This is a genomic window from Streptomyces sp. NBC_00448 (assembly GCF_036014115.1).
In the GTDB taxonomy this organism is placed as follows: Bacteria; Actinomycetota; Actinomycetes; order Streptomycetales; family Streptomycetaceae; genus Actinacidiphila.
Map to the genome: position 1 here is coordinate 6,683,385 of NZ_CP107913.1, position 25,753 is coordinate 6,709,137.

The 25,753-nt window shown below is 73.1% G+C and carries 24 protein-coding genes; 15 read left to right on the forward strand and 9 right to left on the reverse strand.

Going from position 1 to position 25,753, the window contains the following annotated elements:
- Positions 1-15 precede the first annotated feature (15 nt).
- The gene (locus tag OG370_RS28820; RefSeq protein WP_328469296.1) at positions 16-864 is read left to right on the forward strand and encodes an alpha/beta hydrolase; all 849 of its coding nucleotides are present in this window, start codon (positions 16-18) and stop codon (positions 862-864) included.
- 23 nt (positions 865-887) lie between these two features.
- Here OG370_RS28820 and OG370_RS28825 read toward each other — a convergent pair whose 3' ends face one another.
- The gene (locus OG370_RS28825; RefSeq protein ID WP_328469298.1) at positions 888-1,490 is read right to left on the reverse strand and encodes a TetR/AcrR family transcriptional regulator; all 603 of its coding nucleotides are present in this window, start codon (positions 1,488-1,490) and stop codon (positions 888-890) included.
- Positions 1,491-1,652: 162 nt separating this feature from the next.
- On the opposite strand from OG370_RS28825, the gene OG370_RS28830 reads away from it, so the two are divergent.
- On the forward strand, positions 1,653-2,528 hold the full coding sequence (locus tag OG370_RS28830) for an NAD(P)H-binding protein (RefSeq protein WP_328469300.1): 876 nt from the start codon (positions 1,653-1,655) through the stop codon (positions 2,526-2,528).
- 681 nt (positions 2,529-3,209) lie between these two features.
- On the opposite strand, the gene OG370_RS28835 is transcribed toward OG370_RS28830, so the two are convergent.
- The gene (locus tag OG370_RS28835; RefSeq protein ID WP_328469302.1) at positions 3,210-3,686 is read right to left on the reverse strand and encodes a MarR family winged helix-turn-helix transcriptional regulator; all 477 of its coding nucleotides are present in this window, start codon (positions 3,684-3,686) and stop codon (positions 3,210-3,212) included.
- A 68-nt stretch (positions 3,687-3,754) separates the two neighbouring features.
- Here OG370_RS28835 and OG370_RS28840 point away from each other — a divergent pair, with 68 nt between their 5' ends.
- Entirely contained in the window at positions 3,755-4,696 is a 942-nt protein-coding gene (locus tag OG370_RS28840; RefSeq protein WP_328469305.1) for an alpha/beta hydrolase, read from the forward strand.
- 448 nt (positions 4,697-5,144) lie between these two features.
- Positions 5,145-7,367: an FxSxx-COOH system tetratricopeptide repeat protein gene (gene fxsT / locus OG370_RS28845; protein WP_328469307.1), complete on the forward strand. Its 2,223-nt coding sequence runs from the start codon at positions 5,145-5,147 to the stop codon at positions 7,365-7,367.
- Positions 7,368-7,496: 129 nt separating this feature from the next.
- Here fxsT and OG370_RS28850 read toward each other — a convergent pair whose 3' ends face one another.
- Complete coding sequence (locus OG370_RS28850; RefSeq protein WP_328469309.1) at positions 7,497-8,036, reverse strand: hypothetical protein; 540 nt, start codon at positions 8,034-8,036, stop codon at positions 7,497-7,499.
- A gap of 161 nt (positions 8,037-8,197) precedes the next feature.
- Here OG370_RS28850 and OG370_RS28855 point away from each other — a divergent pair, with 161 nt between their 5' ends.
- From OG370_RS28855 to OG370_RS28880, 6 genes are all read left to right on the forward strand, one after another.
- Positions 8,198-8,977 carry a VOC family protein gene (locus OG370_RS28855; RefSeq protein WP_328469311.1) on the forward strand — a complete coding sequence of 260 codons (780 nt, stop codon included), beginning with the start codon at positions 8,198-8,200 and terminating at the stop codon, positions 8,975-8,977.
- A gap of 356 nt (positions 8,978-9,333) precedes the next feature.
- A complete protein-coding gene (locus tag OG370_RS28860; protein ID WP_328469313.1) occupies positions 9,334-9,864 on the forward strand; it encodes a SigE family RNA polymerase sigma factor in 531 nt (176 codons plus the stop codon).
- Complete coding sequence (locus tag OG370_RS28865; RefSeq protein WP_328469315.1) at positions 9,861-10,382, forward strand: PASTA domain-containing protein; 522 nt, start codon at positions 9,861-9,863, stop codon at positions 10,380-10,382. Before OG370_RS28860 ends, OG370_RS28865 begins: the two co-directional genes overlap by 4 nt.
- A gap of 83 nt (positions 10,383-10,465) precedes the next feature.
- Complete coding sequence (locus OG370_RS28870) at positions 10,466-10,708, forward strand: hypothetical protein (RefSeq protein WP_328469317.1); 243 nt, start codon at positions 10,466-10,468, stop codon at positions 10,706-10,708.
- Positions 10,709-10,816: 108 nt separating this feature from the next.
- Entirely contained in the window at positions 10,817-11,548 is a 732-nt protein-coding gene (locus tag OG370_RS28875) for a VOC family protein (RefSeq protein ID WP_328469319.1), read from the forward strand.
- Positions 11,549-11,695: 147 nt separating this feature from the next.
- Entirely contained in the window at positions 11,696-12,466 is a 771-nt protein-coding gene (locus OG370_RS28880) for an alpha/beta fold hydrolase (RefSeq protein WP_328469321.1), read from the forward strand.
- Between the two features lie 60 nt (positions 12,467-12,526).
- Here OG370_RS28880 and OG370_RS28885 read toward each other — a convergent pair whose 3' ends face one another.
- The gene (locus tag OG370_RS28885) at positions 12,527-13,033 is read right to left on the reverse strand and encodes a DinB family protein (RefSeq protein WP_328469323.1); all 507 of its coding nucleotides are present in this window, start codon (positions 13,031-13,033) and stop codon (positions 12,527-12,529) included.
- A gap of 144 nt (positions 13,034-13,177) precedes the next feature.
- Here OG370_RS28885 and OG370_RS28890 point away from each other — a divergent pair, with 144 nt between their 5' ends.
- Genes OG370_RS28890 through OG370_RS28900 form a run of 3 tightly spaced genes read left to right on the forward strand, consistent with a single transcriptional unit; the run spans position 13,178 to position 17,143 of the window.
- A complete protein-coding gene (locus OG370_RS28890) occupies positions 13,178-14,053 on the forward strand; it encodes an ABC transporter ATP-binding protein (RefSeq protein ID WP_328469325.1) in 876 nt (291 codons plus the stop codon).
- Complete coding sequence (locus tag OG370_RS28895; RefSeq protein WP_328469327.1) at positions 14,050-15,066, forward strand: iron-siderophore ABC transporter substrate-binding protein; 1,017 nt, start codon at positions 14,050-14,052, stop codon at positions 15,064-15,066. Before OG370_RS28890 ends, OG370_RS28895 begins: the two co-directional genes overlap by 4 nt.
- Positions 15,067-15,070: 4 nt before the next feature.
- A complete protein-coding gene (locus OG370_RS28900; RefSeq protein ID WP_328469329.1) occupies positions 15,071-17,143 on the forward strand; it encodes an iron ABC transporter permease in 2,073 nt (690 codons plus the stop codon).
- Between the two features lie 213 nt (positions 17,144-17,356).
- On the opposite strand, the gene OG370_RS28905 is transcribed toward OG370_RS28900, so the two are convergent.
- Positions 17,357-18,241 (reverse strand): class I SAM-dependent methyltransferase, encoded by an 885-nt coding sequence (locus OG370_RS28905; protein WP_328469331.1) that lies wholly within the window; start codon positions 18,239-18,241, stop codon positions 17,357-17,359.
- A gap of 474 nt (positions 18,242-18,715) precedes the next feature.
- On the opposite strand from OG370_RS28905, the gene OG370_RS28910 reads away from it, so the two are divergent.
- Positions 18,716-19,882, forward strand: a complete 1,167-nt coding sequence (locus tag OG370_RS28910; protein WP_328469333.1) for an acyltransferase family protein — start codon at positions 18,716-18,718, stop codon at positions 19,880-19,882.
- A 30-nt stretch (positions 19,883-19,912) separates the two neighbouring features.
- Here the strand turns inward: OG370_RS28910 and OG370_RS28915 are convergent, their stop codons facing one another.
- The 4 genes from OG370_RS28915 to OG370_RS28930 all read right to left on the reverse strand — a co-directional run bounded on the left by OG370_RS28915 (position 19,913) and on the right by OG370_RS28930 (position 24,376).
- Positions 19,913-20,530, reverse strand: coding sequence for a GTP-binding protein (locus tag OG370_RS28915; RefSeq protein ID WP_328469335.1), 618 nt, complete (start codon positions 20,528-20,530; stop codon positions 19,913-19,915).
- Positions 20,478-20,888, reverse strand: a complete 411-nt coding sequence (locus tag OG370_RS28920) for a DUF742 domain-containing protein (protein ID WP_328469337.1) — start codon at positions 20,886-20,888, stop codon at positions 20,478-20,480. Before OG370_RS28920 ends, OG370_RS28915 begins: the two co-directional genes overlap by 53 nt.
- Before the next feature lie 213 nt (positions 20,889-21,101).
- Positions 21,102-21,560 carry a roadblock/LC7 domain-containing protein gene (locus OG370_RS28925; protein WP_328469339.1) on the reverse strand — a complete coding sequence of 153 codons (459 nt, stop codon included), beginning with the start codon at positions 21,558-21,560 and terminating at the stop codon, positions 21,102-21,104.
- On the reverse strand, positions 21,557-24,376 hold the full coding sequence (locus OG370_RS28930) for an ATP-binding protein (RefSeq protein ID WP_443060765.1): 2,820 nt from the start codon (positions 24,374-24,376) through the stop codon (positions 21,557-21,559). Before OG370_RS28930 ends, OG370_RS28925 begins: the two co-directional genes overlap by 4 nt.
- Positions 24,377-24,743: 367 nt before the next feature.
- Here OG370_RS28930 and OG370_RS28935 point away from each other — a divergent pair, with 367 nt between their 5' ends.
- Positions 24,744-25,715, forward strand: coding sequence for an ABC transporter substrate-binding protein (locus OG370_RS28935; protein WP_328469341.1), 972 nt, complete (start codon positions 24,744-24,746; stop codon positions 25,713-25,715).
- Positions 25,716-25,753 lie beyond the last annotated feature (38 nt).

Here is a 25,753-nt window from a genome sequence, read left to right on the forward strand (position 1 = left end):
GTTAGGGTGCCCAGGGTGAGCAGCGAGATTCCCTACCGGCCGCTTCCGCTCGACCAGTCGGACGTGCGCTACGCGTACGGTCCCGACTCGGTGGTGCGGCCGGGCGTGCCCACCGGCGAGACGATCGCCTTCGACTGGACCGGCAGCGCGATCTACCCGGGCACCGTAAGGAAGTTCTGGGTCCACGTGCCCAGCCGGTACGACCCTTCGTCGCCGGCGTCGCTGATGGTGTTCCAGGACGGCTGGTGGTACCTGGACCCGGACGGGCAGGTGCGCGGCGCGACGGTCCTGGACAACCTCGTGCACAGCGGCGACATCCCGCCCACCATCGGCGTGTTCGTCGACCCCGGCGTCTTCCCGGACACCGAGGCCCCGAAGAACCGCAACCACGAGTACGACGCCTTCGACGATCGCTACGTCACCTTCCTGCTGACCGAGATCATCCCCCAGGTCACCGCGCGATACGCCATCGCCGAGGAGCCGGAACGCTGGGGCATCTGCGGGGGCAGCAGCGGCGGCAACTGCGCCTTCACCGCGGCCTGGTTCAGGCCCGACAGGTTCCGCCGCGTCATCGGCTACCTCTCCAGCTTCACGCAGATGCCGAACGGCAACCCCTACCCCCGGCTCCTCCCCGACACCCCCCGCAAGCCACTGCGCGTCTTCCTCCAAGCCGGCCACCGCGACCTGCGGTGGAACGAACCCGAACGGAACTGGCTCGCCGAGAACCTCCGCGTCGCGGCCGCCCTGGCCGAAGCGGGCTACGACTTCCGCCTGGTCCTCGGCGACGGCCCCCACACCCCCAACCACGCGGGCGTCCTCCTCCCCGACGCCCTCCGCTGGCTGTGGCGGCCGGACGGCGACTGACCGAACGGCGCTCGCGGAGCCCGTTATCGGAGTTGGGCGAAGGCGTGGTCGGCGTCGGCGACGGCCTCGGGGTGGACGTCGTCGGCGGCGCGGCCGTCGGCGATCTTCTGCCAGTTGGCGCGGGCGAGGACCCGTTGGACGGCGAGGACCTGGGCCGCTTGCAGCCGTGCGCGGATATCGGGGCCCGGATCGAGGGCCGACGCGAGGGCGTGCTCGTCATCGAGCATGTACTGGGTGAGCCGTCCCGCCAGGCTCGGGGTGGTGAACACCAGGCGGTGGAACTCCACCACCGCGGGGTGGTCGCTGAGGCCGGTGACGGGTTCGTGGCGATCGAGGCCGGCCCGGAAGTGCCGGTGCAGCGCCGTCACGGGGGAGACGCCGGGCCCGCGGTCGCGTACGACGCGCGCGGCCTCGCCGTTGTGGTCGGCGAACCGGTGTAGTACCAGGTCCTCCTTGCTGGGGAAGTACCGGAAGAGGGTGGGCTTGGAGACCTCGGCCACCGCGGCGATGTCGCTGACCGAGACCTGGTCGAATCCGTGCGCCAGGAACAGGGTGATCGCCGCGTCGGCGATGGCATCACGGGTCCGCGCCTTCTTGCGTTCGCGCAGCCCTGTCGGCTCGGTCATGTGAGCAGTGTATCAATGTGTAACCGGGTTGTCTTTTTAACCGGGTAACGGTTTGATGCGGGCGTGACTCCTTCAGACATTTCCGACCCGGGCCGAGACGGTTCCCGCGGCTCCGCGCGCCTGCCCGTGAACCGCGGCGAGGCACTTACGACCCGAACTCCCATGCCACCGGTGCTCGTCACCGGCGCCACCGGCCGGATCGGGCGCGGCGTCATCGACCGGCTCGTGGCCGCGGGCGTACCGGTCCGCGCACTCACCCGCCAGACCGAAGCAGCGGCGAAGCTGCCCGCCGGCGTCGATGTCGTCACCGGTGACCTCACCGTGCCCGCGTCCCTCGACGGGGCGCTGCGCGGCGCCGGCGCCGTCTTCCTGCTGTGGACCGCGCCGCCGACGAGCGCCGCGGCAGTCGTCGGGCGCCTGGCGACCCACGCGCGGCGCGTGGTCTTCCTCTCCTCGCCGCACCGGACGCCGCACCCCTTCTTCGGTCAGCCGAACCCCATGGCGGTGCTGCACGCCGAGATCGAGCGACTCCTCGCGGCCGCCGGAATCGAGTCGACGATCATCCGGCCGGGGATGTTCGCCTCCAACGCGACGGCCTGGTGGGCGCCCGCCCTCCGCGCCGGCGATGTCGTCCGGTGGCCTTACGGCGCCGCCGAGACCGCGCCCGTCGACGACCGTGACATCGCGGCCGTCGCGGCGCGGGTGCTGTACGAGGACGGCCACGCCGGCGGCGACTACGTCCTCACCGGCTCCGAGTCGCTGAGCCAGGCAGCGCAGCTGGGCATCATCGGAGATGTCCTGGGGCGCCCGATCAGGTTCGAGGAGCTGTCGCCGGACGAGTTCCGCGGTGCGACGGAGGGGAAGGCGCCGCGCCCGGTCGTCGACATGCTGCTCGCCGCATGGGGCGCGACGATCGGACGGCCCGCGTACATCACCTCGGCGGTGGCCGACATTCTCGGAGTGCCGCCGAGGTCGTTCGCCGAGTGGGTCGCCGACCACGCCGACGCGTTCGAGCGCGCCCCGATCCCGTCGAGCTGAAGTCGACGGGATCGGGGCGGAGTTGGGATGGCCTCGGGGGAGCGGGCGGTCGGTCGGGCCCACGCCGGCGGCCGGTCGGGCTTACGCCGGCGGCCGGTCGGCTGTCATGCGCACCGGCCGCACAACTGCTCGCGCCTCACCGCCGAACGGGACGTCGCTGACACCCCCGGCACGGGCGCCCAACGGCCGCGGTGCGCGCGGTGCTGCGGCGGGCCGTACGGCGACTGCCAGGCCGGCCGGTCGGTGCGGTCCGGGCCGCCCCGTACGCGGAACGCGCCGTTCAGCCGGGAGTACTCGGACGAACACCTGCGGCAGCGGAGGAGGAGGGGTGGCGGGCAGACGAGGGTCGGCGGGCAAGTAGGGAGAACCACAAGGTACTTGGACATGGAGAGACACCGGTTCCAGTGAGAGGACCGCAGCGGAAAGGAGCGCGGCGCACAGCGGCGACGCGCGACGGATCAGCGCTCGGGGGTGCTCACTTGGTGTACAACGGCTCGTCCTCGACCGGGAGACTGCGATGGCTGCGGGCGGAAGCACCGTAACGGCACGCGGATGCGCGGCTCCAGTGGTTTTCGGGTGCCCGGCCGACCGCGCCCGCCGGGCGGACTCGGGTGTGCCCGGTGCGCGGTGCGCGTCCGCCTCGCGCCCGACCGGCGGGTGGGGCGACCCGCGGGAGACGCGTCAGCCCGTGGGTGTGCCGATCTGCTCGCGCTCCAGGTCGGAACGCAGCGCCGACAGGGCCTGTGCGGCAGCCGTCATGGAGGACGCCTTGCACGCCTCCGCGGTCAGTTCGGCCAGCCGCTCGGTGAAGGTCTCTTCTGCCGCGTCGACCAGTTGCAGGCCGTCGTCGGTCAGGGCCAGCAGCGAGGAGCGGCGATCGGACGGATTCGGTCGCCGAACGGCCCAACCCTGCTTCTCCAGCCGGTCGACGGTCTTGCTGGTCGCGCCGATGCCGATGGCGAATTCGGCGGCCAGGTCCGCCACTCGGGCCCCGGGGTGGTCGCGCAGATAGCGCAGGGCCTCGAACTGCGAGGTGACGATCTCGTGCCGCTCGCGGAGGCGGTCGTTGAGGGCGTTGTACAGACGCGTCTCGCATCGGACCAGGTCGGAGAAGAAGCCCGGGAGGTCGACCGTCTCGCCGCTCGCTTTGGATGTCACGGCATATAGTCTACGTTAGATTCCACGGCATATAGTTCTGTGGAAGCTATCCGCGACAGGAGAAGACGATGAACAAGGAACAGCGTGCGCGGGTCGACGCGATGCTGCGGCAGCCGCGGCCCGAGGGCCCTCAGTCGGTCGAGGCGATCCGAGCCGGTTTCGAGGAGCTGATGGCGCAGATGATCGTGCCCGACGGCATCCGCAGCGTGCGGACGGCTCTCGGCGACCGGCCCGCACTCCACGTCGAGCCGGACAGCGGGCCGCGGGCCGGGACGATCCTGTACTTCCACGGCGGCAGTTGGGTGTTCGGCTCCCCCGAAACCGCGCTGTCGCTGACGGGGCACCTCGTGGCCAGGACCGGCTTCGGGGCGTACTCGGTGGACTACCGCCTCGCCCCCGAGCACCCGTTCCCGGCCGCGATCGAGGACACGCTGAGCGCCTACCGCGCCCTCCTCGACAGTGGTCGGGACCCTTCGGACATCGCGTTCGCCGGGGACTCGGCCGGCGGTGGCCTCAGCGTCACGACCTGCCTGGCCGCCCGCGACGCGGGCCTGCCGCTGCCCGCCGCCCTCGTGATGTTCTCCCCGGGCGTCGACGCGACCCGCACGGGCGAGAGCATGGACACCAAGGAAGGCATCGACCCGATCTTCACCCGCGCGTCCATGGAACACACCGGAGCCATGTACCTCGCCGGGCAGGACCCACGCCAGCCCCTGCTCAGCCCGGCCGTCCTCGCCGACCTGACCGGCTTCCCCCCGATGCTCATCCAGGTCGGCACCAACGAGATCCTGCTGGACGACTCCACGCGACTGGCCGCGCGTGCGAGGGCGGCCGGCGTGGACGTCATCCTGGACGTCACCGCCGACGTGCCGCACGTGTTCCAGGCGTTCGCCGGCGTTCTCGACGACGCGGACCTGGCGCTGGACCGCGCGGCCCTGTTCCTCACGCAGCACGTCCGTACGCCCGACGCGTCGGCTGCGTCGGCTGCGTCGGCTGCGTCAGCGGGGTGAGCCGAGTGAGCCGGGTGGGGCCCGGAGCCGTCCGGTGATACGGCGGGCGGGCCCGGGTGGGCTGGAACCGGCTCCTGCCGGGGAGGTGTCTGGTATTGCTGAGGTCGCGGCGCGGGTTGCCGGTGGTGGCTTCTGATGGTGGGCTCCGACAGGGGGTGCGGTGCGAGGGGACCGGAGGGGCGGCAAGGGCGCGAAGGGGGCTGGACCGGGGTCGTCGGACGCGGGTGCAGGTGCGGACGCCGATACGGATACGGGTGCGCCGCGCGACGGGGTGACGGTCGCGGGGAGCGGTGACGCGAACGCCGTGGACGGCGGCCGTGCGGTGACGGGTTACCGCGGTCCTCCGCCAACAGCCGCTGCCACGGGCGCCGTTGCGGTCCACGACAGCGGGGCGGCGAGCGCTTCGGACGGGAGCATCGCCTCCAGCGGGGTCTTGCATATCGGCACCGTGAACGTCGTGCCCCCGCCGGAGGCACCAGTGGAGTGGCCGCTGCGGCTGGGCAGCGTACCGGCGCTGGCCTCGGCGTTCCAGGACCGTACCGACGTGCGCGAGCGGATCGACGCGGCGACCGCCGGGCACGCCACCACGGTCGTACTGACCCAGGTGCTCGCCGGCGGCGGCGGAGTCGGCAAGACGCAACTTGCCGCCGCGTACGCCCACCAAGCGCTCGCGGCCGGGACCGAGTTCGTGGCGTGGATCGACGCCGCCGGCACCGAGCAGGTCACCGACTCCTACGCCCGGGCCGCGCGCCTGGTCCGGGCGCCCGGGGCCTCGGGCGCGGACGCGGAGGCGGACGCGCGGGCGTTCACCGCGTGGCTGGCGACCACGCCCCGCTCGTGGCTGGTGGTCCTGGACGACGTCACCGATCTGGACGCGCTGGACCCGTGGTGGCCGCCCGCGTCCGCGGCCGGGTGCGGCCGGGCGCTGGCCACCACCCGGCGCCGCGAGGCACGGCTGTCCGGCGGCGGCCGTACCGTCGTGGACATCGACAGCTATACCCCCGCGGAGGCTGACGCCTACCTGAGCGCCCGCCTGACCGGCGCCGGCGCGGCGCACCTGCTGGACGACCATGTGGCCCCTCTTGCAAGGGAGTTGGGCCTGCTGCCGCTCGCCCTCGCGCACGCCGCCGGCTACATGGTCAACCAGGACGTGCCCTGTGCCCACTACCTGCGGCTGTTCACCGACCGCACCACCCGCCTGCCCGACGTCCTTCCGCCCGACGCGGACACCGAGGGTTACGGCCGCCAGGTCGCCGCCACCCTGCTGCTGTCCCTGGAAGCCGCCGAGCACCGCGACCCGCCCGGTCTGGCCCTCCCGGCGCTGCGCCTGGCCGCGGTCCTGGACCCCGCCGGACACCCCCGGGACCTGTGGGCCACCGACCCGGTCACCGACTACCTGACCGCCCACCGCTCCATCCCGACGGCTCCCGGTTCGACGCCTTCCGGCCCGGTCGACGCGGTCCAAGCCCGCGCGGCCGTACGGCTGTTGCACCGCTACGGCCTGATCTCCGACGACTCCCGCGCCGGCCTTCGGGCGGTGCGCCTGCACGCGCTCACCGCCCGCGCCGCCCGCGAGGCCACTCCCGCCGACCAGTTCGCCCCGACCGTCGAGGCCGCTGCCGACGCCCTGCTGGCGGCGTGGCCCGAGGCCGACCACACCGCGCCCGAGCTGAGCGCGGTCCTGCGCGCCAACACCGACGCCCTGGCATCCCACGCCGCCGACCTGCTGTGGCAACCCGATACCCACCCGGTCCTCCACCGGGCAGGACACAGCTTCCTCGCCATGGGCCCGTACGCCACAGCGATCACCCACTGGCACGACCTTGCCGCTGCCGGCAAGCGGTTGCTTGGTGCCGAGCACCCCGAGACCCTCACCAGCAGGGCGAACCTCGCGGCCGCCTACTGGCAGGCGGGGCGGACGGCCGAGGCCATCGGCATCGAGGAGGAGGTGCTGGCGGATCGGGAGCGGTTGCTGGGGTCCGAGCATCCGGACACCCTCACCAGCCGGGCGAACCTCGCGGCCTCCTACGGGTATGCGGGGCGGACGGGCGAGGCCATCGGCATCGAGGAGCGGGTGCTGGCGGATCGGGAGCGGTTGTTGGGGTCCGAGCATCCGGACACGCTCAGCTCCATGGCGAACCTCGCGGTCTCCTATCGGGACGTGGGGCGGACGGCTGAGGCCATCGGCGTCGGGGAGCGGGTGCTGGCGGATCGGGAGCGGTTGCTGGGACCCGGGCATCCGGACACGCTCAGTTCCCGGGCGAACCTCGCCGTCGCCTATCGGGACGTGGGGCGGACGGCTGAGTCCATCGGCATCGGGGAGCGGGTGCTGGCCGATCGGGAGCGGTTGCTGGGACCCGGGCATCCGGACACGCTCAGTTCCCGGGCGAACCTCGCCGTCGCCTACTGGTATGCGGGGCGGACGGCTGAGTCCATCGGCATCGGGGAGCGGGTGCTGGCCGATCGCGAGCGGCTGTTGGGCGCCGGGCATCCGGACACCCTCAGTTCCCGGGTGAACCTCGCGGCCTCCTATCGGTGGGCGGGGCGGACGGACGAGGCCGTCGTCCTGTTGGAGCGCGTCGTGGCCGACCGCGCGCGGCTGTTCGGTGCCGGGCACCCCGATACGGTCGAGGCGGCGGGCCGTCTGGAGGAGTGGAAGGGGCTGCGCTGATTCCGGTGACGGGTCACTGTCGCCCGGGCGCCCCTTGATACGGGTCACGGTCCGCTGAACGGTCCGCGCCGCTCGCGCTCCGGGCGCCGTACGGGCCGTACACCGGGACCGCCGGCGGCACCGCGCGGGTCAGCTGTAGTCGACGCCCGAGTTCGCCTCGCTGCCCGGCCCGTTCGCCGTGGCGTTCCCGGTGTCCCGCGCGGACGCCGTACCGCCGCCCGCCGCGCCGCCCGGGCGGCGCACGCCCGTGTTCGCGTGGCCCCCGTCGCTCGCGCTCGCCGCACCAGTGCGGGTCGCGGTGTCGATCGGGCCGGCCGCTCGTACCTCGTCGACCGCGTGGGCCAGGGCGCGCGCGAAGTCCTCGTCGTGCTCGGCCGCGTCGTCGAGCGCGTCGGTCAGCCGGCGGCGGGTGCGCTCGCTCGGCTCGGTCCGGCCGGCCTCGGCCTCCTGCCGGGCCCGCTCCAGCGCCGGATCGGCGCCGAGCCGGGCGCTGACCAGTTCGTGCAGCCGGTCCATGCCCGCGTCCAGGCCCCGGTCGACCTCGGCGTCCGCGCGCCTGCCCACCCGTCCGGCCTTGCGGACCAGCCACGCGAACACGTACCCGACCGCGATCTCCACACCCGTCACCACGACCCCCTCGCCCAACTGCCGTACGCCGTAGGTCCTCACGACGGTACCCGGGAAACGGCGCCCGGACCCGGGACGCGGCCGGCCTCCGGCCGGTGCTCCGGCATTCCGGGCATCCGGCGGGCGCGACAGCGTGTCGAGCCGTGGAGCGGGGTCCGTGAGGCGAGTCTGGTCGTTCCGGAAACCCACCAGAAGGGGCGAAAATGCCCGAAGTGACCACTCCGTACGCGACCGGCACCCCGTGCTGGGTCGATCTGATGGCGAAGGACCAGCAGGCCGCGCTGGACTTCTACCGCGACCTGCTCGGCTGGCAGGGCGAGGTCGGCTCGGACGAGTTCGGCGGGTACACGGTCTGCGAGTTGAACGGCAAGGCGGTCGCCGGCATCGGCAAGGCGATGGCGGCCGAGGGCATGGCCGTTCCGCCGACCGTGTGGACCAGCTACCTCGCCACCACCGATGCCCAGGCCACCCAGGACGCGATCGTCGGCGCGGGCGGCACCCTGATCGCCCCGGTGATGGACGTGGGCGGCCTCGGCAGGATGCTGATCGCCGCCGACCCGCAGGGCGTGGTGTTCGGCGTCTGGCAGCCCGGCGAGTTCTCCGGCGCCCGGATCGTCAACGAGGCCGGCGCGCTGCTCTGGAACGAGCTGCACACCCCCGACGTGCTCGCCGCCACCGCGTTCTACGGCGAGGTCTTCGGCATCGAGATCAAGCCGATGGACGGCGCCGACGACTACTGGGAGCTGCGGGTCGGCGACCGTACCGTCGGCGGTGCGTCGCTGCTCGACAACGACCCGCCCGGCACGCCCGGGCACTGGCTGGCCTACTTCGCGGTGGACGACACCGACTCCACGGTGGACGCGCTGGTCAAGCGCGGCGGGACCGTTCTCGCCCCGCCGTTCGACATGGTGGCGGGCCGGATGTCGGTCGTCACCGACCCCCAGGGTGCTCCGTTCGCCCTGCTCAAGCCGACTCCGATGTAGCCCACTCAACCTGCTCCACCCGAGCTACCTGCTCCACCCGCTCACCCGAGCCACCCGCCGACCGCACCACCCCGCGCCGCCCGCCGGACCTCCGTGCGGGCGGCGCTCGGTGCCCGCCCTTGCCCCCGCTCCCGCCCGCACCCCCCCAACCGGCCCCCCAGCCACACCCCTTGTGACGCAGGTCTCAACGAAGCGGTGCAGCAGCCGAGGCCGCCCCGCCGTCAATGGGGGGACAGGAAGGGAGGGACGGTGTGGCTCTGGCAGCCAAATGGAATGCGCCGCTTTCCGAGGCGGTGCGCACACGTCGGCTCGGTCGGCGCGGCCGATCCGATCCGGCGTCCGCGGCGTCGTCCGGGATGGGCCCGGAGGAGGATTTCCACGCCTACGTGGCCGCCCGTTCGGGGGTGTTGTTCCGCGGCGCCCTGGTCCTGACCGGTAGCCGGGAGGCGGCCGAGGACCTGGTCCAGGAGACCCTGGAGCGCGCCTGCCGCCGCTGGCGCACCATCGCCGCAAAGGACGTGCCGGACGCCTACGTGCGGCGCATCATGGTCAATCTGGCCAACGACCGCTGGCGGCGCTTCCGCCGGGTCGTACCCCAGCAGGACGCGGGTGACGACCGGCCCGCCCCGGGGGACGAGTACGGCCGCGTCGACAGCCGGGACCAGTTGGTCCGCGCCTTGCAACGTCTGCCGATCGGCATGCGCACCGTCGTGGTGCTGCGCTACTTCCACGACCTCTCGGACGCCGAGATCGCCGAGGACCTGCGGATCTCGCCGAGCGCCGTACGGTCCCAGCTCACCCGCGGCCTGGAGAAGCTGCGGGCCCAGATGCCCGCGCTCGCCGAACCTCCGTCACCGCGGTCCCGGAAAGGAAACCCCATCCGATGACCGGCTACGCGTCGCCGTCCTCAGGCGGCCATGACGGTGACACCCACGTCGACCCCTTCGAACAGGAACTGGTGACCGCCTTGAACGACTTCTCCCGCACCTCCCCCGCGCCCCACTTCGACGCCACCGGCATCAAGAGCCGTACGCGCCGCAAGCGGGCCGGCTTCATCGCCGCCGCCTCCGCGGCCCTCATCGTGGTCGGCGGCGGCACCGCCCTGGCCACCGTCGGCACCGGTTCGCACCCCTCGCACTCCGCCGCCGCGCACGGCACCCCGACCCCGACCCCGACCGCGGTCAAGGGCAACGACACCACGGTGCCGTACGTCAAGCCGTTCGACCTGGGGGGCATGAACCTGGACATGGCCAAGGAGGCGCTGGCGCACGGCGACCTCACGGTCGGCAAGGTCACCTACCGGGCGGTTCCCGCGTGCAAGCCGGGCGCGGTCATCGCGGTCTCGCCGCTCAGCCCGACGGTCCTCCGCGGCGGCGAGACGGTCGACCTGACCCTCTGCCGCTGACCGGGGGCCCCGGGTCGGCGCGTTCACCGTGCGGGGCTTTCACGCTGCGGCGGGTTCGCCGTGCGGCGGGTTCACCCTGCGGCGTGGCGCAGGATCGGGTCGAGCAGCCCGGTGGGACGTCGTTGCTGGAGGCCGGACTCGACGAGGCGTTCGTGGTGGCCGGCGCGGTGACGCTGGGCGGGGCCGTACTCACCGGGTGGCTGGTGCGGTCCGGGACGGCGGACGGCCAGGGGGACTTCGGGGGCGGGCCGATGGGCGACGGGGAAGGTCCGACGGGCTTCGGCGCCGCGCCGACGCTTTCCGCGGGCGGACCGGCCACCGGGTAACTCGGATGCGGCCGGGCCGGGGCGCTCCTAGGCTGCGGCGGGAGGGGCGGACACCGCGCCCCGCCGGCCGTGGCCGGTCGGCCACCGGAACCGGAGAAGCCCAGCACCATGACGTCCTCACTCTTCGCCCTCTGCATCGACGCGACCTCGCCGCCGCGCCTCGCCCGCTTCTGGTCCGCCTTCCTGGGCCGGGAGTCCGCGGACGACCCTGACGGCGGCGGCATCGTGCTGCCGCCCGCCGACGACACCGGCTTCCGTATCCGCTTCCTCCCGACCGACCAGTCGAAGACCGCCCAGAACCGGGCGCACTTCGACCTGACCAGCAGCTCCCCGGAGGGCCAGCGGCAAACGGTGGCCAGGGCACTGGAGTTGGGCGCGCGGCACACCGACGTCGGCCAACTCCCCGAAGAGGGCCATGTGGTGCTGGCCGACCCGGAGGGCAACGAGTTCTGCGTCATCGAGGCGGGCAACAACTTCCTCGCCGGCTGCGGCTTCATCGGGGCGCTGTCCGGCGACGGCACGCAGGCGGTCGGCTACTTCTGGAGCAAGGCCCTGGGCTGGCCCCTGGTCTGGGACCAGGACGAGGAGACCGCGATCCAGTCGCCGCACGGCGGCTCGAAGTTCACCTGGGGCGGCCCGCCGCTGATGCCGAGGTCCGGCCGGGACCGGGTGCGCTTCGACCTCGCACCGCCCGCCGACGGCGACCTCCACGCCGAGGTCGAACGCCTGCTCTCGCTGGGCGCGACCCGTCTCGACCCCCCTGGGACCGACACCGTCGGGGTCACCCTGGCCGACCCCGACGGCAACGAGTTCCGCGTCCTCCCGCCGCACTGGCGGTGAACTGCCGTCGCCGAGCCGCGGATTGGTGAACCGCCTCCGGGCGCCGGACCTTCGGCGCCGTCACCGCCTCCCGTGCCGCCGCCTCGTGATGGCGCCGAGAGCGAAATCGGGAGGCGCTGCCAGGACGCGGGACCTAGGGTCGGGCGTATGACGCTTGCGCATGGTGTGACGGGGGACGGGCCCGCGGTGGTGCTGCTGCACTCCGGGGTGTGTGACCGGCGGATGTGGGAAGGGCAGGTGCCCGCGCTGGTGGCCGCCGGATACCGCGTGCTGGCCTGTGACTTCCGCGGGTTCGGCGAGTCGCCGCTGCCGGGGGAGCGGCACAACGACGCCGAGGACGTCATGGAGTTGATGGACGTCCTCGGCATCGAGCGGGCCGCGCTGGTCGGGTCGTCGTACGGAGGACACGTGTCGCTGGAGATCGCCGCGCGCCGCCCGGAGCGGGTGGCCGCGCTGGCGCTGCTGTGCCCGGGGCTGCCGGGGCACGAACCCAGCGCCGAACTGCGCGCGATCGGCGAGCGGGAGGACGCGCTGCTGGAGGCGGGCGAGATCGCGGAGGCCGTGGAGCTGAACGTGGAGACCTGGCTGGGGCCGGACGCCGGCGACGAGGCGCAGGCCGCGGTGCGGACGATGCAACAACGCGCGTTCGACGTGCAGTTGGCTGCGCCTGAGGGGGCCGGGCGCAGGGAGGTGACGGTCGATCTGTCGGCGGTCGGCGCGCCGTGCCTCGCGGTGTCGGGCGGGCACGACGTGACCGACTTCCGGGAGATCGGGGCCCGGCTGCCGAAACTGCTCACCGGCGCCGACGTTCATCATGTCGAACTGCCCTGGGCCGGGCACTTCCCCGGCCTGGAGCGGCCCGAGGAGGTCACGGAGCTGGTGACCGGGTTCCTGCGGGAGACGTACCCCGCGGTCTGATCGCGGTCCGATCGCGGTCTGACTCGCGTCTGACCGCGGCCGAGGGGCGCGCTCGTACGCTCAGTCGCCGGTGGTGCCGTCGGCCAGTTCGCGCAGGACGTCGATGTGGCCGTTGTGCCGCGAGGTCTCCTCGATGAGGTGCATCAGCACCCACCCGAGGGTGACGTACGTTCCGTCCCGCGTCGGGCGCTTCGCGGTCGCCGCGAGGTCGGTGGCGGCGACCAACTCGCGGTAGCGCGCGCTCTGTTCCTCGTACGCGCTGATCAGTTCCGGGAGCGGGGTCCGCGCGCCGATCCGCATCTCCCGGTCCGGGTCCTCGTCGGTCCAGGGGCCCTCGGTGTCCTCCTCCCCGAGGAACATCACCTGCACCCACCAGTACTCCACCCACCGCAGATGGCTGAGCAGCCCGCCCAGCGTCATCAACGGCGACCCCGGCAGCGGAGCCTTCGCGGCGTCCTGCGCCGACGCCCCCGCGCACTTGGCGACCGCCGTGGCGCGCGCGTAGTCGAGGAACGTCGTCAGCATCGTGCGCTCGTCGAAGGCGGGTGGCATGTCGGTACGCGTCATGGCGCGATGATCCCACCTGCCCGGCGTGGCGATCCCCTGCCCGGCCGCCCCGTTCGAGGCCGCCGGTTCCCGCCGAGCGTCCCCTGACCTCCGGTGAGGCACCCCTGACCGTGGGTGAAGTAAAGTAAGGCTATCCTAACTCGCGTGAGAGTTGGGGAACGTTCCGAGAAGTCGGCGCCGCCGCGCCGTGGCCATGAACTGTCGGCCGCGGACGTGACCGTGGCGTACGACGGCACCGACGTCGTCCACGGCGTCGCGATCACGCTGCGGCCCGCCCAGGTCGCCGCGCTCGTCGGGCCGAACGGCAGCGGGAAGTCGACGCTGCTGCGTACGCTCGCCCGCCTCCAGGACCCGCGCACCGGAACGCTCACGCTCGACGGCGGCACCGAGGCGGCCCTGGACGGCAGGGTGCTGTCCGCGCGCGAGTTCGCCCGCCGTATCGCCCTGTTGACGCAGGGCCGGCCGACACCGAGCGGGCTCACGGTGCGGGACGTGGTCGAGTTCGGCCGCTACCCGTACCGGGGCCGCTGGGGCCGGCCGGACCCCGGCGGCACCGCGGCGGTGGACCGGGCCCTCGCGCTGACCGGCCTGGAGAGCCTGGCCGGCCGCGGCGTGGACCACCTCTCCGGGGGACAGCTCCAGCGGGTGTGGCTCGCCGGCTGCCTCGCCCAGGAGACCGGCGTGCTCCTGCTCGACGAGCCGACGACCTACCTCGACCTGCGCTACCAGGTCGAACTCCTCGACCTGATCCGCGACCTCGCCGACGACCACGGCATCGCCGTCGGCGTGGTCCTGCACGACCTCGACCAGGCGGCGGCCGTCGCCGACCGGATCGCCCTGCTCCACGACGGACGGATCGTCGCCGACGGCACCCCCGACGAGGTGCTCACTCCCGAGCGCCTCACCGAGGTCTACGGCATCCGGATCAACGTGGACACCGACCCCGCGACCGGTCGGCTGCGCACCCGCGCGGTCGGCCGCCACCACGCACGAAGCGAAAGGCACCACACCCCCTCATGAGACGTCTCCCCGCCGTCGCGGCCCTCTCCGCGACCCTCGCCTCGGTGCTCGTCCTGGCCGGCTGCGGCACCACCGAGCACTCCACCGACTCCTCGGACTCCGCCGGTTCCCCCTCCGCGTCCGCCGGCGGCTCGGCGACGCCGGCCGGCCCGGTCACGCTCACCGACGCGTCCGGCGCGACGGTGCACCTCGACCACCCCGCCACCCGCGTCGTCGGCACCGAGTGGGACGTCGTCGAGGACCTCGTCGCGCTCGGCGTCGCCCCGGTCGGCGTCGCGGACGTCAAGGGCTACACGGACTGGGACAAGGCCGCCCCGCTGACCGACTCGCCCAAGGACATCGGTACCCGCGGCGAGCCGAGCACCGACGCGATCGCGGCCCTCACCCCCGACCTCGTGGTGGCGACCACCGACCTCTCGCCCTCGGTGCTGAAGCAGTTGCGCAAGGTCGCCACCGTCCTGGTGGTGAAGCCCGCCGACGCCGCCGACCAGATCGGCACGATGACCGACGACCTCGACCTCATCGCCCGCGCCACCGGCACCACGGCGAAGGCGACGGCCGTGAAGACCGCCTTCCAGGACAAGCTCGCCGCGGGCCGCAAGAAGCTCCAGGACGCGGGCCTGGCCGGGAAGAAGATCGCCTTCGCCGACAGCTACGTCGTGTCCAACCAGGTCTCGGTGCGCGCCTACACCAGCGGCTCCCTGATCGGCGCCGTCAACGAGCAACTCGGCCTGAAGAACGCCTGGACGGTCAAGGGCGACAAGAGCTACGGCCTGGCCACCACCGACGTCGAAGGGCTCACCGGCCTCGGCGACGTGTCGTTCGCCTACATCCAGAACAGCAGCGACGGCGACCCGTTCACCGCCGACCTCGGCAAGAACGCGGTCTGGAAGTCGCTGGCGTTCGTGAAGGCGGGCCATGTGCACCGGCTGCCCGACGGCGTCTGGATGTTCGGCGGACCCGGGTCGATGGAGGCGTACATCGACGGCCTCGTCGACGCCCTGACGAAGTAGCGCCATGGCCGTCACCGAGACGACCGCGCCCGCCCCCGCCCGTACGGCCTCGGCCACGTCCGGCGCGGGGGCGGCCGCCGCGGCCGGCGCGCTCGTGCTCGTGGTCGCTGCGCTGGCGATGGTCGACATCACGCAGGGCACCGCCGCGGTCGGCGCGGGCGAGGTGTGGAAGGCGCTGACCGGACACGCCGACCAGGCCGACGCCTCCGTGGTCATCGCCTCGCGGCTGCCGCGGATGGTGGCCGGCATCCTCGTCGGCGCCGCGCTCGGCAGCGCGGGCGCCGCGCTCCAGGCGGTGAGCCGCAACGTGCTCGCCGCCCCCGACACGCTCGCGGTGAACGCCGGTTCGTACCTCGCGCTCGGGGTGCTCACCGTCACCGGCGCCTCGCTCCCGCTGCTGGCCTCCTCCGGCGTCGCGTTCGCCGGGGGCCTGGCCGCGGCAGCCGTCGTCCTCAGCCTGTCCGGCCTCGGCGCCGGTACGGTCCGGCTCGTGCTGGCCGGCAGCGCCCTCGCGCTCGGGCTCGGCGCGATCACCGACGCGCTGCTGCTGCTCTTTCCCGAGCGGACCAACGGCCTGTACCAGTGGAGCCAGGGCAGCATCAGCCAGAACGGGTTCGCCGGCGTCGACCAGATGGCACCGGTCGTCGCGGTCGGCCTCGCCGGGCTGCTGCTGGTCGCCCGCCGCGTCGACGCGCTCGCCCTCGGCGACGACGCGGCCCGCGGCGTCGGCGTCCCGGTCCGCGGCACCCGGGTCACCGTCGTCGTGCTCGCCGCGCTGCTGTCCGCCGCGGCGGTGACGCTCGCCGGGCCGATCGGGTTCGTCGGGCTGTGCGCGCCCGCGCTGGTACGGCCGTTGGCCCGCCGGCTGCGCACGCTCGTCCGGGTCCGGGCGGCCGTGCCCTTCGCCGGACTGGTCGGCGCGGCCCTCGTGCTCGGCTCCGACGTGCTGCTGCGCGCGCTGGTCAGCAAGCAGTCCGCGCCCGCGGTGCCCACCGGCGTCATCACCAGCGTCGTCGGCGCGGCGTTCCTGATCGCGATGGCGTTCCGGGCCCGCGACTCCGCGGCCGCCGCCGACACCGACCGGATGCGCGTGCCGAGCCGGGCGGGGTTCGCGGTCTGCCTGGTCGTGCTCACCGCGGTGCTGGTCGCCGTGGTGATCGCGGGGGTGCTGCTCGGCGACACCAAGCTGCTGCTCGGCGACGTCACCAACTGGGCGCTGGGCAGGGCCGGTCAAGGGGTCACCTTCGTGCTGGACACCCGGGTGCCCCGGGTGGGCGCCGCGCTGCTGGCCGGCGCGGCGCTCGCGCTGTCCGGCACGCTCGTGCAGGCCGTCACCCGCAACCCGCTCGCCGAACCCGGCATCCTCGGCGTCTCCGGCGGGGGCGGCCTCGGCGCCGTACTGCTGGTCACCTCGGTGCCGGCGGCCGGCGCGTGGAGCATCGCCGGGGCGGCGTTCGCCGGGTCCTCGGCCGCCGCCCTGATCGTCTTCGGGCTCGCCGCGCGCGGCGGGTTCCAGCAGAACCGGCTGGTCCTGGTCGGCGTCGGCGTGTCCGCCGCCACCACCGCGCTCATCAGCCTGGTCATCGTGCTCACCGACCCGTTCGACGCCACCAAGGCCCTGACCTGGCTGTCCGGTTCGACCTACGGGCGGACCGGCCCCGACCTGGCGCCGGTCGCGGTCGTCCTCCTCGCGGGCACCGGCTACGCGGTCGTCAGGCGCCGCGAGCTCGACCTGGTCTCCCTCGACCAGGACACCCCCCGCCTGCTCGGACTACGGCTCGCCCCCACGCGCTTCGGGTTCCTCGCGGTCGCCGTGCTGCTCAGCGCCACCGCGACCGCCGCCGCCGGAACCATCGGCTTCGTCGGCCTGGTGGCCCCGCACGCGGCCCGCGCACTGGTGGGCCGCCGACACTTCCGCGTCCTCCCGGTCGCCATGATGCTCGGCGCGACCCTGGTCTGCGCGGCCGACCTCCTGGGCCGCACCGTGATCGCCCCGGCCCAACTGGGAGCGGGGCTCATGACAGCGGTGGTGGGCACGCCGTACTTCGTCCGCCTGCTGGTCCGCACGCGGAAGTAGCCGAACGCGGCGCCCCGGGGTTGTGCCGACCACGGGAAGGGGGCGCCCTTTTCGCGTGCGAACGGGGGCGCCCTCCCCCCGGGCGGACGGGGCGGACCGGGCGAACGGGGGCGCCCTCCCCCCGGGCAGCGGCGCGCGGCCACCCCGCCCGCCGGGCGGCTGGAGCCGGTGGGAGGCGAGTAGCGGGGGAAGCGCCGGGGGCGCGCCGCGGGGTCAGGCGGTGGTGATGAGGAAGTCCTCGCCGGTGGAGGGGCGGAGGGCGTCGGGGCGGGCGGTGAAGTAGCGGTGGCACAGGTCGGAGCCGGAGACGTGGTGGGCGGAGGGGAACCCGGCCGTACGGGCCAGGGCGAGCATCTCGTGCGGGGCGTAGAAACTGATGAAGGGGGTGCGGGAGGCGCGCGCGTTCTTGAGGGTGGCCTCGCGGATCGGGCGGTCGACGGGGTCGACGAGTTCGGTGGGGAGCTGGAAGGTCATCGCGAGGGTCGTGCCCGGGGCGAGGGCCGCGATCTGGCGGAGGGTGGCCTCGGTCGCCTCCCGGGTCAGGTACATGGTGACGCCCGCGGAGACGAAGACGGCGGGCCGGGAGCGGTCGAACCCGGCGGTGACGAGCCGGTCCAGCCAGGAGTCGCCCGCCTCGAAGTCCACCGGGACCAGGCGCAGCCACGCGGGGACGCCGTAACCGAGTTCGTCCAGGCGGCGCCGCTTCCACGCCTGCGGGGCGGGCTGGTCGACCTCGAACACCGTGAGCCGGGCGGCGGTTTCGGGCTCGCGCTGGGCGAACGTGTCCAACCCCGCGCCGAGGATGACGTACTGGTCCACGCCCTGCCCGGCCCGCTCGGCGACCAGGTCCTCGATGAAGCGCGCCCGGGACACGATGGCCGCGCGGAACCCGCGGCTGGCCTCGGGGTCCATGTCGGGACGGTCGCGCCACCCCTCCGGAGGGGCCACCAGCCGCAGCCCCACCTCGTCCACGAACACGTGCGGCGGCGCGTCGAGTTGTACGTGCAGCGCGCGCCACAGCGCGACCCGCTCCGCCGAACTCTCGGGCCCGTCAGCGAAGTCGCCCGGGTCGCCCGGCCCGTTCCGATCGGTCGCCATCTCGGTCCTCTTCCGGTGCATCCGGTGGCTCGGGCGGCGGCCGTCGCGACGGCCGGCACCGCTTCCACGTTCGACGTAGGTCCTCGTCACCCGTAGGGACAGGGCCAGCACGCTAGCAAGCGGAGGAAGCCGGATGCGGGTATGTCGCCCGATCCGGGGTGTTGGCCGGCCGCCCGCCGATCGTTGCCCGGCTCCTTCGACGTCCGCTCGCCCTTGACGTGAGGCTCCTTCGACGCGCGCCCCGGTTCGTCCCGGGTGGCGATTTGCCCACCGTTCGGGGAACGCGGACTGAAGCACGGAAGACGCTTCGATGACATGTCCCGTGCGGCCGGATATCCGTGCATCCCTTCAGGTGGGGACTGTGTCTGATCGGACGATCGGCTTCCTCTTGCCGCTCGCGCTCGTTCCGCACCCGCACCCGCACGGCTCCCCCGCGGCGCCACCTCGACAAGACTCGAAGGAGTCCCGCCGGAGATGAACCCCCTCACGCCCCCGTCCCTCGGCCGGCCGGCCGGCCGTACACCCAGCGCCTCGCCCGCCCCGCTGCCCGCCGCCGCGGCGCGGTCCCAAGGGCCGGCGGCCCCGGCCTCCGTCCCCCGAGGGCGGTTGCGCGCCCTCGACGGCCTCCGGCTGGTCGCCGCCTTGATGGTCTGCGGCTACCACTACGCGGGTCGTGGCGGCGACATCGACCAGTCGTGGGGCCGCTCGCCCGCGGAGGTCTTCCCGTATCTGGCCGGACCGTTCTCCTACGGCTGTCTGGGCGTCGAGATCTTCTTCGTGATCAGCGGGTTCGTGATCTGCATGTCCGGCTGGGGACGGGACCTGAAGGGCTTCACGGTGTCCCGCGTGACCCGCCTGTACCCCGCCTACTGGGCGGCTCTCATCATCGTCACCGCCGTCTTCGCGCTGGCCGGCCGCCACGTCGTGTCCCGGCCGGACCTGCTGACGAACCTCACGATGCTCCAGATGCCGGCCGGTGCCGAGCGCGTGCTCGGCGTGTGCTGGACGCTCTGGGCCGAGATGCGCTTCTACCTGCTCTTCGCCCTCGCCGTGGTCTGGCCGGGCGCCACCCGCCGCCGCGTGCTGGTGTTCTGCGCGGCCTGGACGGTCCTCGCGCTCTACGCCGACACCTCGGGGGAGGCGTTCGCGAAGACCGCGCTCATGCCGGAGTACGCGCCGTTCTTCGTGGCCGGCATGGGGATGTACCTCGTGTACCGCTTCGGGCACGACGCGATGTCCTGGGGCGTGGTCGTGGTGGGCTTCCTGCTCGGCCAGCGCAACGCGGTCAAGGCGAACGTCGCGCCCGAGCACATGAGCGTCTTCCACCACCGCACGGAACTCGGCGTGATCGCTGTGGTCGCCTTCGGCTTCGCCGCGGTGGCGGCGGTGACCATGGTGCCGTCCATATCCCGCCTGAACTGGCGCTGGCTGACCACGGCCGGCGCTCTGACGTACCCGTTCTACCTCGTCCACGACCACCTGGGCACGGTCACCGTCGCCGTCCTCGTGCACAGCACCGCGCTACCGCCGGCCGCTGTGCTCCTGCTGGCCGTGGGGATGATGCTGGTGCTCGCCTGGCTGCTGCACCGCCTGGTCGAGAAGCCGCTCGCCCCGCTGCTGAAACGAGCCCTCCTGCGCTGAGGGGTCGAGCGGCTCTTCAACGGTCCCCGCTCACCCTTCCGCTCGGGTGAGCGCCACGTCCAGCACGACCAGCAGCGCGTCCCGCACCGAACCCCGCTCCCGCGCGTCGAACGTGATGACGGGGACGTTCTCCGCCACGTCCAGTGCCCACCGCACCTCGTCGAGGGTGTGCTCGACGCGCCCGTCGAAGGCGTTCACCGCGACCGCGAACGGTATCCGGCGGTGCTCGAAGTAGTCGACCGCGGCATAGCAGTCGTCGAGTCGGCGGGTGTCCACGATGACGAGGCCGCCGAGGGCGCCCTGGACGAGGTCGTCCCACATGAAGCCGAACCGCTCCTGGCCCGGGGTGCCGAAGAGGTAGAGCTTCAGGCCGGCGTCGATGGTGATGCAGCCGAAGTCCATCGCCACGGTGGTCGTGGTCTTGTGCGGGGTGTGGCTGAGGTCGTCCACCCCCGCGGCTACCTCGGTGATCGCCGCTTCGGTGGTGAGCGGCCGGATCTCCGAGATCGACCCGACCGCGGTGGTCTTGCCGACCCCGAACCCGCCCGCGACCACCATCTTCACCGGCAGCGGGGGAGCGCCCCGGCCGGGCGCCTCAGTCGTTGTCACGGAGTGTCCCCCCGGAGTCGGGGATGGTGCGGAGACCATCGATAACCCTTCGCAGTACGGAAACGTCGCGGGCGATGTCGGCGCTCGGAACGTACACCGAAAGGTGGCCGCCCGCCGAAAGGTCCTCGGCCAGCACCCGGACGACGTTGAGGTGCAGCCGCAGCGTGGCCGCGATCTCGGCCACCGACTGCGGTCGGCGGCAGGCCGCCACGATGTCGTGCCGCTCGAACGACATCAGGTCCAGCCGCTCCAACCCGGCGGCCGTCGCCACGAGTTGGGTCTCGACCGGGATCGGAGGCAGGTCCGAGCCGCCGCCCGACCCGGCCACCCGGCCCGCGGTCACCAGGAACGGCCGTACGGCGGGCGCCCGGTCGACCGGTTCGTCACCGGCACCCATGGGCCTTCACCTCCTCGCGGTGAGCCGTCAGCGGTGTGCGCTCAGCGGCGGCCGGCGCCTCCGGCCGCGGATACGTGCACAGGTGGTACGTCAACTGCCCGTACGTGGCAGCCCGGTACGGCAACTGCCCGCGCGTGCAGGGGTGGTACGCGTACCGGCCGTACCCGCCCGGCCGCGGATGCGTCAACTGCCCGTACGCGGGAGGCCGGTACGTCAACGGGCCGACGGCGAACCGACGGTGTTCTTCAACTCCAGCACCAGCTCCGGGTTGAGCGCCGCCCCGGCCCGGTTCGCGAACACCGTCATCTCGTAGGCGATGTTGCCGAGCTTCGCCTCCTTGGAGGTCACCACGCCCAGGACGGCACCGCTGCCGATCGCCGAGACCAGGATGTGGCCCTCCGCGAGGTCGATGATCACCTTGTTCAGCGGGCCCAGGCCGTAGTTGCCGGCGGCGCCCGCCGCGAGGCTGGTCATGCCCGAGACGATCGCCGCGAGCCGTTCGGAGTCCGCCGGGTCGCGGAGCTGCGACACCGCGATCAGCAGGCCGTCGGAGGAGACCGCGATGGCGTCCACCACCCCCGCGGTCTCGGTGGCGAAACGGTTCAGCAGCCAGGTGAAATCGGCTGCGGCGGCCCGCAGTTCCTCGGGCCCGCCACCTGTCGGCGTTGTCACTCTTCGGCTCCTTCCGGGAACCCCGTGTCCAGTGTGGTGCGGCTCTGGCCGGTGTCGGCCGCCGCGGTGTCGCGGTGCGCCCGTTCCACCGCCGCCTCGAACTCGTCCAGCTCGGAGCGGACTTGCTCGGCGTCTGCGGCGGGGCGGTGCGGGTCTGGGGGAGAGGGTACGGCGGGGCCGGCGGCGGCCGGGGCGGCGGGGGCCGCCGCTCCGAGCGTGGTGGCGAGGGTGGCGCCCTTCACGCGGCGCCGCAGCCCGCCCGGCGACGTACTCCCGTGGGCGGGTGTGCCGGGCGCGGCGGGAGTACCCGGTGCGGTGGAGGCACCCGCGGAACCGGGCCCGCTCGCCGCGCCGTTCACCGTCCGTGCGCCGGTCGCGGCGCCGCCCGGCGCTGTTCCGTTCCCGTTCCCGGTTCCGTTGCCGGTCGGGGCGGTCCCCTGCCCCGGGCCGAGGCGGCGGACCGGTGCGGCCGGCGCGGACGGCACGGCCGCGGAGCTGATCGCCGCGTTGCGCTGCGGCACCCTGCGGGGGAGCGGCGCGGGCGCGTCCGGGCGGTTCGGTGCCGCGTGCCGGGCGCCGCCGCCGGCCTCCGTGTCGCTGCCCGGCTCCGGGTGCGGGCGGGCCGGACCCGACTCGGGCACCCGGGCGGCGTGCCGCGGACCCCGTCCGGCCCGCTCGCCGCGCTCGGCCAGGTCGCCTCGTTCGAGTTCCGCGGGCCCGCCTTCGTACGACCTGCGCCCGGCCCGGCCCTCGGTTCCGGCGACGCCGCCGGCTCCGTTCCCGGTGTCCGGCCGCTTCCTCGGCTCCGCGAACGGGCTCATCATCAGCAGCAGCGCCGACGGGATCGCCACCTGCGCGGTGACGCCGCCGCCCTGCGTACGGGTCAGCGTGACGCGCACGCCCCAGCGCCGGGCCAGGCTGCCGACCACGAACAGGCCGAGCACCTTCGTGGGCACCAGGTCGAGGCGTTCGCGGCGCACCAGCCGGGCGTTCTCCTCGGCGAGCCGGGCCGCGCTCATGCCCAGGCCGTGGTCGGTGACCTCGATGAGCGCTCCCTCGGAGCGGGCGCTCACCGTCACCTCGACCGGGCTGCGGGCGGGCGAGAAGGCGACCGCGTTCTCCAGCAGCTCGGCGAGCATCAAGGTCAGGTCGGCGATGATGTCGGGCGCGACGGTGACCTCGGTCTCGGCGCTGAGCGAGACCCGCTGGTAGCCCTCGATCTGGCCGAGCGAGGCGCGCACCACGTTGGTGAGCGGGGTGGGCCCCGCCTCCATGCCGGTCTCGCGGATACCGGCCAGCAGCATCAGGCTGTCCGCGTTGCGCTGGAGCCGTACCGCGAGGTGGTCGATGCGGTAGAGCCGGTCCAGCAGCGCGGGGTCGGTCTCGCCGCGCTCCACCGCGTCGATCAGGGAGAGTTGACGGGCCGTCAGGTTGCTGACCCGGCGGCCGACGTTGCCGAACATCTCCGCGGTGTTGCGGCGGCTGAGCACCTGCCGTTCCAGCAGCGCGGCCGCGGTGGTCTGCACCCGGTTGAAGGCGGCGGCCAGGTCGCCGATCTCGTCGCGCGCGGTCACCGGCATCTCCCGCAGCCGCGGCGGGCTCGCGTCCACCGCGTCGTCGTCGGCGACCCGGGCCAGTTCCCGCCCGGCCACCTCCGCGACCTCGGCGGCCGCCCCGGTGAGCGCCTGCACCGGCCGGATCACCGAGCGGCGGATCGCCACCGACAGCGCCAGCCACAGCACGAACGCGACCAGCGCGCCGGCCAGCAGCCAGGCCGCCCGCCACCACGCGTTGTCCGAGGCGCGATCGGCCCGGTCGGCGATCTGGCCGATCAGCGAGCTGGTGACGCGCAGCCGGCTCTCCGCCTGCTGCTGGTACTGCGGGTACGCCTGGAGCGCGGAGGTGAAGGCCGCCCTGATCGCCGCCGGGCCGTTGGCCACCAGCGAGCTCGGGTCCACCTGGAGGCCCGCGTACTGCTGCGAGATGGTGTTCCAGGCCGTGCCCTGCTCGATCCCGGCCAGCTCGGCGCTCTGCCGGGAGGTCGCGTAGCGGTCGAACCGGGCCGCCTCGGTGGTGTAGACCTGCTCGTCGCCGACCGCGTGGACGAACTCGATCAGCGCGTTGGCGTCACCGGTCTGCGCGGAGAACACGCTGGTCTCGAAGGAGCTGTGCGCGGCCTCCGCGCGCAGCAGCGAGTCCAGCAGGCTGCCGGTGCGGGTGGTGGAGAGGTTGGTGCTGGTGTCCAGGTCCAGGCCGTCGATCAGGTCGTCCATCGCGGAGGTGTACGCCGGGTCGATGTTGTCGGCCGGCAGGTAGCTCTGCTCCACGGTGCTGCGCAGGCTGCTCAGGCCGTCGATCTCCTTGAGCACCTGCTCCTCGGCGGCCGGCAGCCGCGAGCCGAAGGCGCGGCGGACCGCGGCGACCTGCCGGTCCACCGCGTCCTGCGCGTCGCGGTAGGCGGTCAGCGACGGCCGGCCGCCGGTGGTGGCCGACTCGTAGCGCACCGACAGCAGCAGCGCCTGCTGGTGCTCGGACTCGACCCGGTCGACCAGGGTCGCGACCTGGCGGCTGCTGCGGACCAGCTGGGCGGCGGAGCCCGCGTCCCTGGCCTGGCCGACCAGCCCGGAGATCACATAGCCGAGCAGCAGGGCGATCACGACGAGGGGGACGCCGAGCAGCACGTCGAGCTTGCGCCGGAAGGGCCGGCGGTCGGCGAAGCGGGCGAGTGCGGATGTTCGGGGCGGACGGTCGCCATCGTGCGGGACTTCCGGTACCGGATGCTCTCGTTCCGGTCCGATCGCTCCGTTCGCGGACACGACGCGCCCTCCTCCGTGACTTTGACCACTTTCGTCACCTTGGTCGGACGGAAGTGGCCGAAAACTCCCCGTGTCAGTCCGGGAATGGTCGCCAACTGCCCGGAGACTACCTCGTCTTGTCGTCCGGCACCTGGCCAGTACATCAAGATCCTGTTAAGTCCGTCCACGCACCGACCTGTGGTGATCCGGTTCCGTCGCAGGTCAGCGGGGTACCGCCGGAGGCCGGATCGGCGCTTCGCACCCGTCGATGCCAATCGGTGACCAGCCTTCACTTGACTGGGTGGGAAGCGGCTGGATTGGATCGTCACCAAGGCATGTTTCGAACAACGTTGATCATCTTTCGAACACCGAGCCGGAAGCGGAAACCGTGACTACTCGCGAGAACAGCACCTGGTCCAGCCCGAGTTACCTCCGACTGGCCGCCGTGGCGGTCGTCGCTGCCGTGGCAGCGCCCCTGCTGGCGGGCTGTTCCTCCTCCTCGTCCGGCGACAGCGGCAGCGACCCGCTGGCCGGGAAGAAGGCGTCCGGCGGCACCGTGGTCGTCGGCTCCAACAACTTCGCCGAGAGCACCGTGCTTGCCTACATCTACGGCGAGACCCTCAAGTCCAAGGGCATCAAGGTCAGTTACAAGCTGAACATCGGCACCCGTGAGACCACCTACGGGATGATGAAGAACGGCACGCTGACGGTGATGCCGGAGTTCAACGGCGCGCTGCTGTCCTACCTGAACCCCAAGGCGGTGGCCACGACGGCGGCCGCGACGGATTCAGCGATCACCGCGAAGCTCGACCCGAAGCTGACGGTGCTGAAGGACGCCCCGGCCGAGGACAAGGACTCGGTGACGGTCAACGCCGCCACCGCGAAGAAGTACCACCTGACCGCGTCCTCCTCGATCGCCGATCTCGCCTCGATCAGCAAGGACCTCGTGATCGGCGGCTCGCCGGAGTTCCAGACCCGCCAGCAGGGCCTGGTCGGCCTGAAGTCCGAGTACAACGTGGTGCCGAAGTCCTTCAAGGCGCTGGACGCCGGCGGCCCGCTCACCGAGTCGGCGCTGAAGAGCAACAACGTCCAGGCCGCGGACATCTTCACCACCGACCCGACCATCTCGTCCGAGAAGTTCGTCACGCTCCAGGACCCGAAGAGCCTCTTCGGCTTCGGCAACGTGCTTCCGCTGGTCTACAAGTCCGGGCTCTCGCAGGCCGGCGTCGACGCGCTCAACAGCGTGTCGGCGAAGCTCGACACCGCGAAGCTGCTCGACCTGGACACCCAGGTGCAGACGGACAAGAAGGACCCGCTCGCGGTCGCGCAGGCGTGGCTGAAGTCCATCGGCGTCAGCTGAGCGGGGAGCGCTGAGCCGGGCCCGCGTACGCCCGCGTA